We start from the raw sequence: 14,937 nt of genomic DNA, 5'->3' as shown, positions 1-14,937 counted from the left end.
CTCCTTTTTTCTATCTGGCTTTGTGTGCTGCGTTTGCCGTGCGCGCAGGCACGCGCGGGCGGTTGCGCAGCGAGCCGCACGATCGCCCCGTGCGTCAGTCGCTGCGTGCCGCGCCGTGCACGAGCCTAAGGGCTCAAAAGCGGGCTCCAAAGAGAACTCAAGCGAGGACTCAAGAGAGGACTCAAAAGCGGCCTGAGGCCCTTGATGCCTATTCGACCAGCGCTTCCAGCGCTTTCGAATAGCGGTTGGCGTGGCTGCGCTCAGCCTTGGCTAGCGTCTCGAACCAGTTTGCGATTTCGTCGAAGCCCTCGTCGCGCGCCGCCTTGGCCATGCCGGGGTACATATCGGTATATTCGTGCGTCTCGCCGGCGATGGCGGCTTCAAGATTCAGCCGGGAGGTGCCGAAGGGCAAACCCGTGGCGGGATCGCCTACGGTTTCCAGATATTCGAGGTGGCCATGCGCGTGGCCGGTTTCGCCTTCCGCCGTCGAGCGGAACAGGGCGGCGACATCGTTTTGGCCTTCGACATCGGCCTTGGCTGCGAAATAGAGGTAACGACGGTTTGCCTGCGACTCGCCTGCGAAGGCGTCCTTGAGATTTTGCTCGGTCTTCGAGCCTTTGAGCTGTGTCATCTATGCCTCCATCCTGTTCTGTGGGGACGCGGCGCTACGCATCTTCGTGCGGTGCAGCAAGACATCATGCGGACTACGCCGCTCTATCAATCTAGGAAATGCCGTTTGCGTTCCCAATTGCGAATTTCAATCTCGCCGATAGTGCGCGGACAAATCGCGGCAAAGCCTTGCGCGACGGCGTGTCACAGACGCAGCGGCGGTTCTATTGTCTAAGCTGAAGACAAAAGCGTCCCAATATGTGAAAAACCGCCTTGCACACGGATGCATACGTTCTAGACTTATTGTTCGTCCAGATTGGTCGCGCGACCGCCCCTCGCGCCATTTTCGGAGTTCACATGCGACTGACGATTTTGATCAACGGTCCCGATCCGACCGTGAATCATGACTATGCAGTGCTCTGGCTCGATACCGACCAGCAACGCTGGTCGCGTGAGTCGCACGCCGGCATCGATCTCCCCGAATGGGGCGAGATGCGCGACAGCGGCGGCGTCACGGCGCTTTGCGCGCCCCTCGCCGATCAACCGCTTTGCACACTGCGCGGCCTGCACGTCAACCGCCGCCAGGAAATCAGTTCCGCGCACGGCGATGCCACGTGGTCGTGCGAAGTCTCGCACGCGCCGATGGAAGGCCAGTGGCGCCTGCAGGCCGTGGATCGACAGGCCGTCCAGGCAGAAAACGCGTTGTTTGCAGGTTGACTTTGAGTTGACCGCAGCGTGCTGTTCTGGCGCGCCGCACCCGGCTGTTCCCTCTTGATGTTTCCGTTCCCTGCGCTGCCTCGCGCGGCGCGGTTTGCTGTGCATCGCCCTGGCGATGCACACGCTGGCGCTCGCCCGGACGCCGCATCGCGCGTGTCGTGATGTGGCCGCGCGCGAGCCCGCCCGCTATACTTTCAGGCCCTTTACGAACGCGGCGCCGCGCATCGAGCAGATCGAGCGCAGCGCCCGCGTACCTCTCGCATTTCCGGTTCGCCCATGAAGAAGTTGTTTGCCTGTCTCGCCATGGCCTTCGCAGGTCATGCGTTCGCCGCACCCGCCTGTTCCGCATTCGTCCCCGAGGGCCAGTTCCCCAGCATCTCGAACCCGCGCATGGCGCCGAAAACGCGCATGCTCTGCTACTCGGATTTCGTCGTGCTGCACTCGGGCATCACGCATGGTCCGCTCTGGTCGGCGGAACATCTCACGCGCGATCACCTCGAAGCCGCGAAGGACATGACGCGCACCAATCGTTTCTTCGAGGACGACCGTCTGCCCGCAGGCGAAGGCGCCACGCTTGCCGATTACAAGCGCAGCGGCTTCGATCGTGGTCACATGAGCCCGGCGGGCAATCGCTGGAATCCGCAGGCGATGGCCGAATCGTTTTCGCTGGCCAACATCGTTCCGCAGAATCGCGAGAACAACCAGCGCCTGTGGGCGCACATCGAAACGGCGGTTCGCAAACTCGCGGATAAATATGGCGAAGCCTATGTCGTAACCGGACCGCTCTTCACGGGTGCGCAGTTGCAGACCATCGGCGCGACGCGCGTGCTCGTGCCTACGCAGATTTTCAAGGTCGTGTACGTGCCGTCGCAGCAGCTCGCGTTCGCCATCGTCGCGGACAACACCACCGTCGATCGCTACGACATCCGTCCGGTCGCCGAATTGAGCTCGCAGGCCGGCATCGCGTTTCCTGGCATTCCGCCGCAAGTCGCCGCGAAGACCAACGTGGCTTTCAACGGCTACGCGTTTTCCGTGCGCAAATGGGGCTGGTAAACGCGACGCAATAAAAAAGGGCGCAGCGCGGGAACGGTGCGCCACGCCCTTCGCCGCAGAGCGACTCTGGCTCAGATGTCGAGTCGCGAAACCTTCGAGCCTTCCAGGGAGACGCCTGCCATCAGCCCGGCGTTGGTCAGCACGATGGCTTCGATGGGATTGACAGCTGTTGTCGTGTCGATGGTGCCGTTCGCGCCCATCTTCACGAGCGCGACGGTGCCGTCCGCGCCCGCCGCCCAACCGCTGCTGTTACGGAAGCGGTCATACGCGCCTTGAGTCATGAAGGCGTAGAAAACCGCGCGCGACTGTGCGCCAAGCTGGAAACCCAGCGAACCGGCGGTGGTGCTGAAATAGCCCACCGACCGGCCTCCCGCGCGCAACGCGCCCTTGCCATACTGGCCGCCGACCCCAATGCCCGCGCCGATGACCTCCGGGAACACCAGTACGGCGCGCGCTTTCGAAAGCAGTTCGCGCGAGCCCTTCACGGTGCTATAGAGACGGGTGAGCGCCCCGTCCACGCTGGCGTCGATCTCGCGGCGCGCATGCAGATTTTCCTCGGACGATCCGGCGGTCGTCGGCGTCATGGTGCAGGCAGCGAGGCCCGTGAACGTGACGACGCCAGCGGCGCCGGCTGCGAGAAATTGTCTTCGATTCATCTTTTCCACTTTCATTTGCACTCCAGAACAAACGTTACGATTGTGATCGCGGCAGCCAGTCTTGCGGGTCGACAGGCTTGCCGTTTTCTCGGACTTCGAATAGCAGCGTGCCGACACCGGCTGAATCGGCACCACTCGTGGCGATCGTCTGGCCAAGCTTCACCGCGTCGCCTTGCTTGACCAGCAGGCGGCCATTGCGTCCGTAGGCGGTAAGCAGGTGCGTGTCGTGCTTGACGATGATGAGCTTGCCGTAGCCCTGAATGCCGCTGCCGGCGTACATCACGCGTCCGGCCGCGGCGGCTTTGACCGGCTGTCCGGGTGCGCCCGCGATGACGATGCCGCGCGATTTGCCGGGAGCGAAGCGGGTGGCGACGTTGCCGTTCATCGGCCAGGCGAGCCGGGCGGCGGCCGCGTGGGGAGGTTTGGCCGCAGCCGGTTTCGCCGCAGGCGGCCTGGCGGCGGGTTCGGAGGCCGCTGAACCCACAGAGGCCGCTGAACCCACAGAGGCAGCAGGCGCCGCTGGCGCAGCGGCGACAGGCGCGGGCGGCGACGAAGCCCCCGCACCCTTCGCAGGCGGCTTGACGCGCAGCATCTGCCCCACTTTCACCTGGGCCGATGCAGGCAACTTGTTCCAGGCGGCGATATCGGCGGCACGCTGGCCATGCGCGGCGGCGATGTGATAGAGCGTGTCGCCGGCCTTCACGCGATACATGTCGCTGGCCGCACGCGCCCCAGGCACTTCGGCCACGACTTTGGATGCAGGCACGACGATGGGCGCGGAAAACGGCGCAGCGGATGCGCTCGCACCGGTCGGCGCAGCCTCCGCCGTATCCGCGCCCCCTTCATCGCCGGGACGGCCCAGCGTCTGCCAAGGCGTGAACGTGCAGGCCGCCAGCAGCGTCACGCAAGCGGCCAGCACCGCCGTCGCGGCGAGCCATTGCGCCCGCGCCCGCGCAACACGCGAGATCCAATGCGAAATTCGCATGCTCAGACCGGCCACGATGTTTGCGCAGCCGCGCTCGCGATGGCGGCAACCTTGTCTAGAATTCCCATGACGCACTCCTCGTTCAAACTCAGGTGCGTCATCATCATCGGTTTGCCGCGAAGTGCAGCGGTTTCGCGATTCGGTCTTGATCTGCGTCAGCGTTGACGCAAAACGGCCTCGCAGACATGACCGTGGGGCCACATGCGCTTCAGGTTCGCTTCACATTTGATGGCGGCGCGCAGCGCTTCTTATAATGCGAGCCCAACGTGCATCGCGCTCAAGGAGGAATAGAAGGTGTTCGACGCATACGCAAACGACGACGATGTCCTGAACGTGCAGGGCGACGCGCTCACGCTCACCAACGGCACCACGCGCGTGACGCTGGCCGGTACGCTCGAATTCACGCGCGACAAGCGCGGGCTCGCCGCCGCGCTCGCGCTGAAGGCGGCGCTGGACAACGTGGTGGCGAAATTGCAGGCCGATCCGCATCTGCCCGCGCAGGTGAAGGTCGAGCCGGACGCGAAGCCCGGCGTCATCGACAATCCGTTCCAGTAAGACGGGTTACGCAATCACATCACGAAGGCAAGCTCAGTACGGCTTGCCTTCGCTGCTTTTCCACGCCGCCATGAGCGTGTTCGACGGCAGGGTTTCGTCGAGCAGTTTCTTTGCGCTTGCGATGCCCGCAATCGGCAGCCCGGTCGGGTCGATCGCGCCGATCTGCGCGAGCACCGAAGCCTGGTCCCAGTAGATGTGCTCGTTGTAGAGCTTCGCGCCGCGAAAGCAGATCACGGCGAGCATCGGCACTTCGAAGTATTTGCCCGTGGGCGCGAGGCCCGGCAGCAGCCAGTCGATCTCGCGATCGTGCGTGCAGCAGAAGATGAACTCGTCGACCACGCGATCCGAGCCGATGGTGCGCGAGATCGGGATCAGGCGCGTGTCCTCGGGGTTCGAATGCACGAAGTGGTGCGTGTAGAAGCGCTTGAGTTCGTCGTAGCCCACGCCGCCCGTCATGGTCGGAATGTGGTTGACGTAGGGCTGCGCGACCATGGTCGGCATCACGTCATCGGGATTGCGTGCGACGAACTCGTGGTAGCAATGCGCTTCCCAGAGCGCGTTGAAATCGTAGATCGGGCCCATCACGCGGCGCAGCATCGCGAGCGAGCGCGAATACGCCATCATCGCGGCGGCCTTGTCGAATTGCGGGCGCGCGGGCGAGGCGAAAGCGTGATCGCAGCCCGCATAGGTGTACAGCTCGACGCCCGGCTTGGCCGCCAGCGCCGCTTCGATACGCGCACGCGTGGCGGCGTCGCACGATTTGTCGTCCGCGCCGAAGTGCAGCATCAGCGGGCAGCGGATCGTGCGCGCTTCGTCCAGATAGTGTTCGAGCCCAACCGCGTAATAGCCGATCGCGCAATCGACATCGGTGCGCGCGGCCGCCAGGTACGCCAGCTTGCCGCCCAGGCAGAAACCCAGCGCTCCAACCTTGCCGCGCTGCGACGGGTGCGCGCGCAGCGCCGCGAGTGTCTGCGCGATGTCGTCGAGCGCGAGATCGACGTCGAAGCGCTCATACAGCGCGAGCGCCTTGGTCATATCCGCGCCGTCGTAGCCCAGATCGACGCCCGGCTCCAGACGCCAGAACAGGTCGGGCACCATGACGACGTAACCCTCTTCGGCGTAACGGTCAGCGGTTGCGCGCATGTTCGCGTTCACGCCGAAGATCTCCTGCAGCAGCACGAGACCGGGGCCACTGCCCTCGGGCGGCAGTGCCGTGTAGGCGCGGAATTCGCCGCCGTCGCCCGACTTCACCGTGGTCCATTGTCCGTTCATGGGGTCGTCTCCTTGGGTCTTCGTGGGGTCGGGCCGAGCGTTCTTTATGCCGTTGCGCCGAATCCGCCCGTTGGCAGGAGCGGCGGCAACGGCGCTTCGCCGCGTATCCAGGCGTAGTTGGCGAGCTGCGCCATTTCGCGGTCGCCACGGCTGTCGCCATAGGCATAGAGCGTGGCGGGCGCCTTCTCGCCCCACCAGGCGCGCAGCCGCGCGACCTTTTCCGGGCCCCAGCAGTTGCGGCCCGCAAGGTGGCCAGTGTAGACGCCATCGCGCCATTCCAGCTCGCTCGCCAGCACCGTTTCGATACCCACCGTCGGCGCCCATTGGCGCAGATACACCGAAGGCGACGCGCTCACCAGCACGACTTCGTGGCCCAGCGCCTGATGCTCGCGGATGCGCACCAGCATCTCCGGGCGCAGCAGATCGAGCAGACGCGTTTGCGCGAAACGTTGCGCGGCGGCTTCCAGCTTCTCGCGGCGCACCGCGCCCAAGGCCGCGAGCAGAAAGCGCGCCTTGGTCGGCCCGCGCTGCGACCAGCCTGGCGCAATGCCAATCAGCCAGGGCAGGCAACGCAGCGCGGCCAGCGCGAAGCGCGTGGCGCCGGCGGCGTCGAGCATGAAGGCGCGAAAGCTGTCGGACGTGGTGATGGTGCCGTCGAAATCGAAGGCGACAATGACGCGGTCGGTCATGAAGCGGTATCGGAAAGCGCCACGCTCAGGCGGCAGGTTGATCGAAGCAGACGGGACAAGCCCGCTGTAAGCCCGCGCCATTGTCGGGGCAAACGGCGCACGGCTGCAATGGCGCGCGCTATTACGTGAATCGCGTGCGTCGTGTACAGGGCGCACTCACGTGAAATCAGCGCGCCTGCTGCTCCAGACGAGCCGCATCGACGATTTCGATCTCACCGTAACGCAGCGCCAGCAGTCCGTCGCGCTCGAACTGGCGCAGGATCTGGTTCACGGTCTGACGCGACAGCGCCAGCATCAGCGCGAGGTCTTCCTGCGGCACGTGCACGATGGGCCGCGCCGTGTGCGCGTTTTCGGTCACGCTCGCGGCCGCGCTTTTCGCCACGTCGCTGGCTGAATCGCGGCCCGCTTCGCCGTAGCCCGCCGCCAGCAGCAATAAACGCCGCGCGACGCGCGGTGCGGCGGGCAGCAGCGCGCTCTCCTCGATGGCGTCGAAAGCAAGGCGCAGCTTCTGCGCCAGCAGCAGGCCGAACTCGTGCCAGTACGCGGGCGTCTCGTCGAGCAGCGCGCCCAACGCGGCGCGCGGCACGTGAAAGAGCGAGGTGTCGCGCTCGGCATAGGCATCGTGGGTGCGCACGCCCGAATCGAACAGCGCGATCTCGCCGAACCAGCTCGCCGGGCCCATCAGCGCGAGCAGCGCCTCGCGCCCGCACAGGCTCGCCGCGCCCACGCGCACCGCTCCTTTCAGCACGCAATAGACGCCGTCGGCGGGATCGCCGCGCAGGAACAAGCGCTCGCCCGCACGCAACGCGCGCACGCGACCCGCCGCGCGCAGGCTGTCGCGCAGCGGCGCGGGCAGGCCGACGAACCAGCTGCTGCGTTCCAGCGCCGCTGCCAGCGCGGGAACGGCACGCAGGGCAGGCGCGGCGGCGTGAACCGGTTGGCCGGAGGCGGAGGCGTCGGAATGCGAAGTCATCGATACATCGTCAATTCGAGATTGTCGGCTAGCCGAAGGTCTGGGGCGGTGCGCCCGACGATCATAATGACTTTGGAGACAAGGGGACATCCATGAGAAACCTGACCGATCAGCTCGCCCAATACGCTGAATACCATCGCGACACACGCAACATCGCCACGCATTTCGTCGGCATTCCGATGATCGTGCTGGCGCTCGCCGTGCTGCTTTCGCGGCCGGTGCTATGGGGTGCGGGCGGTGCGGGAGGTGCGGGCTGGCCGCTCGCCGCCGTGCCGCTGTCGCCCGCGTGGCTGCTGTTCGGCGCTTCGACACTCTATTACCTCGTGCTCGACGTGCCGCTGGGGATCATGATGGCCGTGGTTGCGGCGCTGTGCCTGACGTTCGGCGCGTGGCTCGCGCAGCAGGGCGCGGCCGCCTGGCTTGCGGGCGGCATCGGCCTGTTCGTGGTGGGCTGGGTGTTCCAGTTCATCGGCCACGCGGCTTACGAGCATCGCAAACCCGCTTTCGTGGACGATCTGGCGGGCCTCGTCATCGGGCCGATTTTCGTGCTCGCCGAGGCGCTGTTCGCGATCGGCTGGCGGCCCGCGCTGCTCGCCGCCATCGAGGCCAAGGCCGGTCCCACGCGCATCAATCCGCCGCGCGGGCACGCGGCGCGATAAAGGTGCGGATCAGCCCGAGTGGCGCACGAGCCGCGCGCCATGCAGCGCCGTCAGCGCCACGGCAATCCAGATCGGCACGTAAGTCGCGAGCTGGCGCAGCCCCAGATGCTCGCCGAGCAGCGTGACGGAGACGATCACGAGCAGCACCGGCTCCACATAGCCCAGGATGCCGAACAACGCCATCGGCAGCAGGCGGCTGGACTTCAGATAGGTCGCGAGCGCGATCGTGCTGATCACGCCCAGGCCCGGCAGCAGCGCCCACGCGAGAAAAGCATGCTGGCCAAGCAGCGCCAGCGAGCCGCCCGCGTGCACTTCCAGAAACGCGACCGGCAACAGCAGCACCATTTCGACGGCGAAAGTGACGAGCGAATCCGCGTGGATCTTGCGGCGCAGCACGAAGTAAGGCGGGTAACCCAGCGCCGTCAGCAGCGTCGGCCACGAAAACGCGTGCGTGGCCCACAGTTCGTGCGCCACGCCCACCGCCGCGCAGGCCACCGCGGCCCATTGCAGCGGCTCCAGACGCTCGTGATAGTAGTAGCGCCCGACCAGCACCATCACCAGCGGCAGCATGAAGTAACCCAGCGACACTTCGAGCATGCGCCCGTGCAGCGGCGCCCACAGAAACACCCATAACTGCACGCCCAGCAGCGCGGCGCTTGCCACCAGCATCAAGCCGACGCGCGGCTCGCGAAGCGCGCGCGCGACCAGCTCCAGCAATTGCGGCAAGCGCTTGCGCAGCACCAGCAGCGCCAGCGCGCCTGGCGCGGTCCAGATCACGCGCCACGCGAAGATGTCGAGGCCGCCAAGCGGCGCAAGCAACAAGGTATAGGCAGACAGACACGCGAACAGCGCCGAAGCACCAACGGAAAGCGTGATGCCGCGCCCGGGGTCGTAGGTGTTCACCGGCTTCATCGGCGGATCACGGCGCGTGCCGTTGGCAAACGGGAGAAAAATCGGGACGAAACGTCCCCGCGCGCGGCCTTCGTGAAGACAGGCGGCACGAGAAAAAGCGTTGTCATGTGAATCGGCTATTGAATTAGGCGTGCTGTCGGGGCACGCGCGCCAGCCGGCATTCTAATGCCGCGCAAGCCCCGCCGCTGCGGCGGGCACGGCCGATGCGAGCGCTGCTATAGCAGCGAAACCCGCGATTTAGTCCGTGAATTGCCCCGCGCGATGGACTAGAACGAAAGTCTTTGCTGGAGAACTGCCCTTCGTCCGGCGCGTGGATTCATCGGAACTTTGACAGACGCACCCACCGAGAACACGCCCCGGCCGCCTGCCGTCCCATGCATCAGGAGCCCGCATGACCCTGCCCGCCTCCCGCCCCGAACCGCTCAATCCCGCCCACGCCGCTTTCGCCGCCGATGTCCGCAACGGCCTCATGCACGCGCCGCAAAAGGAATTGCCATCGATGTACCTGTACGACGAGGTCGGCTCGGCGTTGTTCGAAGTGATCACCGTGCTGCCCGAATACGGCGTCACGCGCTCGGAAGAGCGCCTGCTCACACGCTACGCCAACGAGATCGTCGAGGCATTGCCCGCCGATGTCACCGTCGCCGAACTCGGCAGCGGCAGCGGCCGCAAGACGCGCCGCATCCTCGAAGCACTGTGCCGCAAGCGCCCCACTTCGTATTGTCCGATCGAGATCTCGCGCACCGCCTTGCAGCTCTGCCGTCGCGAACTGGCCGATATCGAGCGCATTTCCATCGTCGGTTACGAGCGCGACTATCTGGCCGGTCTCGCCGAAGTGAGCCGCCAGCGCAAGAACGGCGAGCGGCTGCTGGTGCTGTTTCTCGGCAGCACGATTGGCAACTTCGCGCGCCTCGCGGCCACACGTTTTCTGCGCGAGATCCGCGCGATGCTGCGTCCCGGCGACACGCTGCTGCTCGGCACCGATCTCGTGAAGCCCGTCGATACGCTGATCGCCGCCTACGACGATTCGATCGGCGCGACCGCCGCCTTCAACCTGAACCTGCTCTCTCGCATCAACCGCGAACTGGATGCCGATTTCGATCTGCGCGACTTCGAACACGTCGCGCGTTTCAATCCCGACGCGCGCAGCGTCGAAATGCATCTGCGCGCGAAGCGTCAGGTCCACGCGCATGTGGGCGCGGCGCGCATCGATATCGACATGGCGGCCGGCGAGACCATCTGGACCGAGAGCAGCCACAAATACCACGCCGACGAAATCCCGGCGATTGCCGCCGATGCGGGCTTCACCTGCGCGCGGCAATGGGTCGAGAAGGAATGGGGATTTGCGGAGAGCCTGCTGGCAGTCGCGTGAGCTCACGCTGACCGCAACGAAGAAGCGGTGCGCTTTGCAGGGCGCACCGCTTTTTTTCGGAGTATTTCAGTGCTGCTCGAAACGCTCGTAACGCTTTTCGGTGTTGCGCTCTTCGCTCTCCACCGATTTCACGCGCGCGGCGGGCGGCCCGTGACGCAGCCACGAGAGCATGCGGTCCACCTGGTTCGCCGAGCCCTGAATCACGGCTTCGACCGAGCCGTCTTCCAGATTGGCGACATAGCCGCGAATACGCAGCGCGTGCGCCTGACGCACCGTCGCGTGACGAAAACCCACGCCCTGCACCGTTCCGCGCACGCGCACGTAATACGTTTCAACACGCGCATCCAGATCCGGTTCGCTCATGTTTCGATCTCCTGATTCCATTGCCTGCGGCATACGGTCGGCATTGTAGACGCCTGCGCGCGCACGCGCCGCACCCGCGCCACGTACAATCCGTGCCACTACGGCGTGCGGCCATCGGCCCGGCGCCCATCATCGAACCCGAATGCGAAAACAGAATGACCGACACATCCCGCGCTAACCAGGACCTCGTGCTGATCACCGGCGCGTCCGGCTTCGTCGGCTCGGCCGTCGCCCGTATCGCGCTGGAAAAAGGCTTTGCCGTGCGTCTGCTGGCGCGCGCGACCAGCCCGCGCAAGAATCTCGAAGCTCTCGAAGCCCTCGGCGCACAGACCGTCACCGGCGACATGCGCGACGCAGCCTCGATGCGCCGCGCGCTCGACGGCGTGCGCTATCTCTTTCACGTGGCCGCCGACTATCGCCTGTGGGCGCCCGATCCGCTCGAAATCGAGCGCGCCAATCTCGAAGGCGCCGAGGCCACCATGCGCGCCGCGCTCGCCGCGGGCGTGGAGCGCATCGTCTACACCAGCAGCGTGGCGACGCTCAAGGTCACGAGTTCGGGCGATTCCGCCGACGAAACCTCGCCGCTCAAGGCCGATCAGGCGATCGGCGTGTACAAGCGCAGCAAGGTGATCGCCGAGCGCGCCGTCGAGCGCATGATCGCGCAGGACGGTCTGCCCGCCGTGATCGTCAACCCGTCCACGCCAATCGGCCCGCGCGACGTCAAGCCCACGCCCACGGGCCGCATCATCGTCGAGGCGGCGACCGGCAAGATGCCCGCGTTCGTCGATACGGGCCTGAACCTCGTGCACGTCGACGACGTGGCGAACGGCCACTTTCTGGCGCTGGAGCATGGCCGCATTGGCGAGCGCTACATCCTGGGCGGCGAGAACCTGCCGCTGCAGCAGATGCTCGCCGATATCGCCGGGATGGTCGGGCGCAAACCGCCGACCATCGCGCTGCCGCGCTGGCCGCTCTACCCGCTCGCGATGGGCGCGGAAGCCGTCGCGCGCATCACGAAGCGCGAGCCGTTCGTGACCGTCGATGCGCTGAAGATGTCGAAGAACAAGATGTACTTCACGTCGGCGAAGGCGCAGCGCGAGCTGGGTTATCGCGCGCGGCCCTATCGCGAGGGCCTGAAAGATGCGCTCGCGTGGTTCGGCGAAGCGGGCTATCTGGGCAGGAAATAAGTCTGGAACAAGGGCTTCTGGCCAGTCAAAAGCAGCTCGCAGCATCAATTGTTACAACTTTTGTTGCGACCTCCTTACAACGACCTCCGACCGGTTCCCGCGCTCTGTGGGTAAAATCGCGGGTCTTACCAGAGAAGCTCGCATGAATCTTCAAGACCAGATCGGCGCGATCGACGTGGGCGTCGATCAACTCATTCAGGCCGTCAGCGCCGCGCACGCGCCCGGCGCGACCGACGCAACGGCCCCGCATTCGACGGCTTCGACCGCATCTATCGACGCGGCAGCAAACCCGGCAACCCACGCGCCGGAGACCGCCGCGCATGCCGAACCGCAAGCGTCCGCCCAGGCCGACGCCGCCGTGGAACAGACGCAGCCCGACGCACCGGAAGCCGCAAGCGAAGTTGCAAGCGAGGTTGCAAGCGAAGTCGCCGCGGCCGCCGAAGCACCGGCCGCCGACGCCCGCGGCACGCTGGAAGTCGGTCGTCCCGGCCAGAACGAGATCACGATGACGATCAACGGCCAGACCGTCTCGTTGCATCCGATGCAGGTGAGCCAGCTGATCGAGGAACTCGCGAACGTGCGCGCCTCGATGCAGCCCGAGCCGCCGGCCGCGATTCCGCCAGGCTGGCGCTTTGCCTCGACGAAGAACCCGATGATGGCGGTGCAGAAGCAGTCGAACGGCGACCGTCTGCTGGTGATGCGCCACACCGGCCACGGCTGGGTTCCGTTCACGTTCTCGCCCGACATGGTCGTGCAGATGTACATGATGCTGACGCAGCGCTAGTCCCCTGGTCCGTCGTCAATTAAAAAGCCGCCGCGTGCACAGCACGCGACGGCTTTTTTGCATCTGAGGCGCGAGGATGTGCGCGCCGCAGGCAACGGGTTCAGCGCCCTTGCGCCGGCGCCTGCACGCGCGCCTTCCACTGGCCGCCCTTGCCGCGCCAGAAGCGCCACGCCGAGGCAAACGTCGCGCCGACGTAAAACAGCGCGACCAGCGGCAGGAACGGCGCCCATAGCGGCGAGCGGCGATAGTAAGCCAGCATCGGCGAGTACGCGATACACATCAGCGCCCAGGCCAGCCACGCCGGCCAGCCCTTCGCGCCCAGCGCGAGCGCCACGACCGGCGGCGCGAGATAGATCACCGTCATGCCGACGAGCGTGCCCGCCAGCTGCCACGCCGAGTAATGCAGCTGCGTAAACGCGGTGCGCGCGATCATGTTCCAGATGTCCTTCCACGAATCGTAAGGACGCAGCGACACGCTCTTCGCGGCCACGTCCAGACGAATCGGGTGATGACCTTCGCCGCGATGCTTGATGCGCGCCGCGAGACTGCAATCGTCGATGAGTTCGGCGCGGATCGATTCGATGCCGCCCGCTTCTTCCAGCGCCTTGCGGCGCACGAGCATGGTGCCGCCCGCCGCCGCCGCCGTCTTGTTGCGCGGATTGTTGACCCACGAGAACGGGTAGAGCTTGGCGAAGAAGAACACGAAGGCCGGGATCAGCGCCTTTTCCCAGAACGAATCGCAGCGCAGTCGCACCATCAGCGAAACCAGATCGCGCTTTTCGGCTTGCGCGCGCACCACGAGTTGCGCGAGCGCGTCTTCCGGATGGCCGATATCGGCGTCGGTGAGCAGCAGGTAGTCGGCGTCCAGACCGAGCGTGCGCACGGCTTCGATGCCCTGCGACTGCGCCCACACCTTGCCCGACCAGCCCGCCGGCAGCGGCTTCGCGGTGACGACGGTGAGCTTTTCGGGACACTGCAGCGCGAGTGCGGCGGCGCGCGCGGCTTCGGCGGTGCCGTCGGTGCTGTGGTCGTCGATCACGATCACATGGAAGTCGCCGCCGTATTGCTGGCGCAAGAGCGACGTCACCGCCTCGCCGATCGCATCGGCCTCATTGCGCGCGGGCACCACGGCGCACGCCGACGGCCAGCCCGAAGCAGGCTCGATCACGGGCAGCGGATCGGCGGGACGCGCGCGCCAGAAGCCGCCGCGGCCAAGCAGCAGCACCAGCCAGATCAGCAGCGAAAGACAGGAAACGGCGAACAGAATCGTGGTCATCATGCGTTATTACTCTTGATCGAAGGCGTGCGCACGCCAATGCGGCGCGACAGCCACATGGCCGCCGTGCGCATCAGCACCACGGTCCAGTCGGAAACGCGCAGCGCGGGCCGCGCGCGAAATACGTCGTAGTCGGCACGCTCGATCACGTCGAGCATGCGCAGGCCGCCGTGCACCACGCTGCACAGTTCGAGGCTGAAGCGTTCCGGCACGCGCAGCGCCAGCGGCGCGCCGCTCAACATCAGCGCACGCACGTGGGCGATTTCGTGCCGCATCAGCGCGCGCCAGGCGTCGTCCACCACGCCCGCGGCGATCTGCGCCTCGGTCACGTTCAGGCGCTCGCGGTCGGCGCGCGGCAGATAGATGCGCCCGCGCCGCCAGTCGGCCGGCACGTCCTGCAAAAAGGTGATGAGCTGCAAGGCGGTGCAGATGGCATCGGAATCGGCGAGATTCGCGGGCGTCGCTTCGTCGATCAGATGCAGCATCAGGTGCCCGACCGGGTTGGCCGAGCGCCGGCAGAAGTCCATCAGTTCCAGACGGTCGGCGTAGCGCGTGGTGTCGATGTCCTGGTCGAACGCCGACACCAGATCGTAGAACGGCTGCAGCGGCAAACGGCAGCGGCGCACCACGTCCGCGAGCTTTGCGAACAGCGTCGGATGCACTGGCGCGGCGCGCCCTTCGGCCACGGCGTCGAGTCCGTCGCGAAAATCGGCCAGCCGCTGGTGGCGCTCCTCGCGGCTCCAGTCACCTTCGTCGGCGATGTCGTCGAGCGTGCGCGCGACGTGGTAGATCACGCCGACAGGCGCTCGGAGCGCCTTCGGCAGCAACAGGCTCGCTACCGGAAAATCGTCGTAGTGGTCGGGTTCCATCCAGGC

The 14,937-nt window shown here is 65.9% G+C and carries 17 protein-coding genes; 7 read left to right on the top strand and 10 right to left on the bottom strand.

Annotated features, from left to right (window positions below):
• Window positions 1-208 precede the first annotated feature (208 nt).
• Window positions 209-631, bottom strand: a complete 423-nt coding sequence (locus F4827_RS23900) for a rubrerythrin family protein (protein WP_167064385.1) — start codon at window positions 629-631, stop codon at window positions 209-211.
• A 335-nt stretch (window positions 632-966) separates the two neighbouring features.
• On the opposite strand from F4827_RS23900, the gene F4827_RS23895 reads away from it, so the two are divergent.
• On the top strand, window positions 967-1,326 hold the full coding sequence (locus tag F4827_RS23895) for a DUF3564 domain-containing protein (protein ID WP_183728252.1): 360 nt from the start codon (window positions 967-969) through the stop codon (window positions 1,324-1,326).
• 276 nt (window positions 1,327-1,602) lie between these two features.
• Window positions 1,603-2,379, top strand: a complete 777-nt coding sequence (locus F4827_RS23890; RefSeq protein ID WP_183728249.1) for a DNA/RNA non-specific endonuclease — start codon at window positions 1,603-1,605, stop codon at window positions 2,377-2,379.
• Between the two features lie 71 nt (window positions 2,380-2,450).
• On the opposite strand, the gene F4827_RS23885 is transcribed toward F4827_RS23890, so the two are convergent.
• Both F4827_RS23885 and F4827_RS23880 read right to left on the bottom strand, forming a co-directional pair.
• On the bottom strand, window positions 2,451-3,035 hold the full coding sequence (locus F4827_RS23885; RefSeq protein ID WP_183728246.1) for a YSC84-related protein: 585 nt from the start codon (window positions 3,033-3,035) through the stop codon (window positions 2,451-2,453).
• Window positions 3,036-3,069: 34 nt separating this feature from the next.
• The gene (locus tag F4827_RS23880) at window positions 3,070-4,020 is read right to left on the bottom strand and encodes a peptidoglycan DD-metalloendopeptidase family protein (protein WP_183728243.1); all 951 of its coding nucleotides are present in this window, start codon (window positions 4,018-4,020) and stop codon (window positions 3,070-3,072) included.
• Window positions 4,021-4,314: 294 nt separating this feature from the next.
• Between F4827_RS23880 and F4827_RS23875 the strand changes: the two genes are divergently transcribed.
• Window positions 4,315-4,575, top strand: a complete 261-nt coding sequence (locus F4827_RS23875; RefSeq protein WP_183728240.1) for a hypothetical protein — start codon at window positions 4,315-4,317, stop codon at window positions 4,573-4,575.
• A gap of 33 nt (window positions 4,576-4,608) precedes the next feature.
• Here F4827_RS23875 and F4827_RS23870 read toward each other — a convergent pair whose 3' ends face one another.
• The 3 genes from F4827_RS23870 to F4827_RS23860 all read right to left on the bottom strand — a co-directional run bounded on the left by F4827_RS23870 (window position 4,609) and on the right by F4827_RS23860 (window position 7,509).
• Window positions 4,609-5,847 carry a dienelactone hydrolase family protein gene (locus F4827_RS23870; RefSeq protein ID WP_183728237.1) on the bottom strand — a complete coding sequence of 413 codons (1,239 nt, stop codon included), beginning with the start codon at window positions 5,845-5,847 and terminating at the stop codon, window positions 4,609-4,611.
• A 44-nt stretch (window positions 5,848-5,891) separates the two neighbouring features.
• Window positions 5,892-6,536 carry an HAD family hydrolase gene (locus F4827_RS23865; protein WP_183728234.1) on the bottom strand — a complete coding sequence of 215 codons (645 nt, stop codon included), beginning with the start codon at window positions 6,534-6,536 and terminating at the stop codon, window positions 5,892-5,894.
• A 166-nt stretch (window positions 6,537-6,702) separates the two neighbouring features.
• Complete coding sequence (locus tag F4827_RS23860) at window positions 6,703-7,509, bottom strand: Crp/Fnr family transcriptional regulator (RefSeq protein WP_183728231.1); 807 nt, start codon at window positions 7,507-7,509, stop codon at window positions 6,703-6,705.
• Between the two features lie 92 nt (window positions 7,510-7,601).
• On the opposite strand from F4827_RS23860, the gene F4827_RS23855 reads away from it, so the two are divergent.
• The gene (locus F4827_RS23855) at window positions 7,602-8,168 is read left to right on the top strand and encodes a DUF962 domain-containing protein (RefSeq protein ID WP_183728229.1); all 567 of its coding nucleotides are present in this window, start codon (window positions 7,602-7,604) and stop codon (window positions 8,166-8,168) included.
• 9 nt (window positions 8,169-8,177) lie between these two features.
• Here F4827_RS23855 and rarD read toward each other — a convergent pair whose 3' ends face one another.
• Window positions 8,178-9,071, bottom strand: a complete 894-nt coding sequence (gene rarD, locus F4827_RS23850; protein ID WP_183728574.1) for an EamA family transporter RarD — start codon at window positions 9,069-9,071, stop codon at window positions 8,178-8,180.
• A gap of 400 nt (window positions 9,072-9,471) precedes the next feature.
• Here rarD and egtD point away from each other — a divergent pair, with 400 nt between their 5' ends.
• Window positions 9,472-10,452, top strand: coding sequence for an L-histidine N(alpha)-methyltransferase (egtD, locus tag F4827_RS23845; protein WP_183728226.1), 981 nt, complete (start codon window positions 9,472-9,474; stop codon window positions 10,450-10,452).
• Window positions 10,453-10,518: 66 nt separating this feature from the next.
• On the opposite strand, the gene F4827_RS23840 is transcribed toward egtD, so the two are convergent.
• Complete coding sequence (locus F4827_RS23840; protein ID WP_183728222.1) at window positions 10,519-10,815, bottom strand: acylphosphatase; 297 nt, start codon at window positions 10,813-10,815, stop codon at window positions 10,519-10,521.
• A gap of 155 nt (window positions 10,816-10,970) precedes the next feature.
• On the opposite strand from F4827_RS23840, the gene hpnA reads away from it, so the two are divergent.
• Window positions 10,971-12,002: a hopanoid-associated sugar epimerase gene (gene hpnA / locus F4827_RS23835; protein ID WP_183728219.1), complete on the top strand. Its 1,032-nt coding sequence runs from the start codon at window positions 10,971-10,973 to the stop codon at window positions 12,000-12,002.
• Between the two features lie 142 nt (window positions 12,003-12,144).
• Window positions 12,145-12,786 carry a hypothetical protein gene (locus F4827_RS23830; RefSeq protein ID WP_183728216.1) on the top strand — a complete coding sequence of 214 codons (642 nt, stop codon included), beginning with the start codon at window positions 12,145-12,147 and terminating at the stop codon, window positions 12,784-12,786.
• Window positions 12,787-12,886: 100 nt separating this feature from the next.
• Here F4827_RS23830 and F4827_RS23825 read toward each other — a convergent pair whose 3' ends face one another.
• Together F4827_RS23825 and hpnC are read right to left on the bottom strand one after the other, a co-directional pair.
• A complete protein-coding gene (locus F4827_RS23825; RefSeq protein ID WP_183728213.1) occupies window positions 12,887-14,065 on the bottom strand; it encodes a glycosyltransferase in 1,179 nt (392 codons plus the stop codon).
• Complete coding sequence (hpnC, locus tag F4827_RS23820) at window positions 14,062-14,931, bottom strand: squalene synthase HpnC (protein WP_183728210.1); 870 nt, start codon at window positions 14,929-14,931, stop codon at window positions 14,062-14,064. Before hpnC ends, F4827_RS23825 begins: the two co-directional genes overlap by 4 nt.
• Window positions 14,932-14,937 lie beyond the last annotated feature (6 nt).

This window comes from Paraburkholderia bannensis (genome assembly GCF_014200455.1).
GTDB lineage: Bacteria > Pseudomonadota > Gammaproteobacteria > Burkholderiales > Burkholderiaceae > Paraburkholderia > Paraburkholderia bannensis_A.
Note: the sequence above shows the minus strand (reverse complement) of the source record. Positions and strands in the feature narration are given on the sequence as shown.

Coding starts and splice junctions, on each gene's coding strand:
- F4827_RS23900 (WP_167064385.1), bottom strand. CDS start 631: ATGACACAGCTCAAAGGCTCGAAGACCGAGCAAAATCTCAAGGACGCC.
- F4827_RS23895 (WP_183728252.1), top strand. CDS start 967: ATGCGACTGACGATTTTGATCAACGGTCCCGATCCGACCGTGAATCAT.
- F4827_RS23890 (WP_183728249.1), top strand. CDS start 1,603: ATGAAGAAGTTGTTTGCCTGTCTCGCCATGGCCTTCGCAGGTCATGCG.
- F4827_RS23885 (WP_183728246.1), bottom strand. CDS start 3,035: ATGAATCGAAGACAATTTCTCGCAGCCGGCGCCGCTGGCGTCGTCACG.
- F4827_RS23880 (WP_183728243.1), bottom strand. CDS start 4,020: ATGCGAATTTCGCATTGGATCTCGCGTGTTGCGCGGGCGCGGGCGCAA.
- F4827_RS23870 (WP_183728237.1), bottom strand. CDS start 5,847: ATGAACGGACAATGGACCACGGTGAAGTCGGGCGACGGCGGCGAATTC.
- F4827_RS23865 (WP_183728234.1), bottom strand. CDS start 6,536: ATGACCGACCGCGTCATTGTCGCCTTCGATTTCGACGGCACCATCACC.
- F4827_RS23860 (WP_183728231.1), bottom strand. CDS start 7,509: ATGACTTCGCATTCCGACGCCTCCGCCTCCGGCCAACCGGTTCACGCC.
- F4827_RS23855 (WP_183728229.1), top strand. CDS start 7,602: ATGAGAAACCTGACCGATCAGCTCGCCCAATACGCTGAATACCATCGC.
- egtD (WP_183728226.1), top strand. CDS start 9,472: ATGACCCTGCCCGCCTCCCGCCCCGAACCGCTCAATCCCGCCCACGCC.
- F4827_RS23840 (WP_183728222.1), bottom strand. CDS start 10,815: ATGAGCGAACCGGATCTGGATGCGCGTGTTGAAACGTATTACGTGCGC.
- hpnA (WP_183728219.1), top strand. CDS start 10,971: ATGACCGACACATCCCGCGCTAACCAGGACCTCGTGCTGATCACCGGC.
- F4827_RS23830 (WP_183728216.1), top strand. CDS start 12,145: ATGAATCTTCAAGACCAGATCGGCGCGATCGACGTGGGCGTCGATCAA.
- F4827_RS23825 (WP_183728213.1), bottom strand. CDS start 14,065: ATGATGACCACGATTCTGTTCGCCGTTTCCTGTCTTTCGCTGCTGATC.
- hpnC (WP_183728210.1), bottom strand. CDS start 14,931: ATGGAACCCGACCACTACGACGATTTTCCGGTAGCGAGCCTGTTGCTG.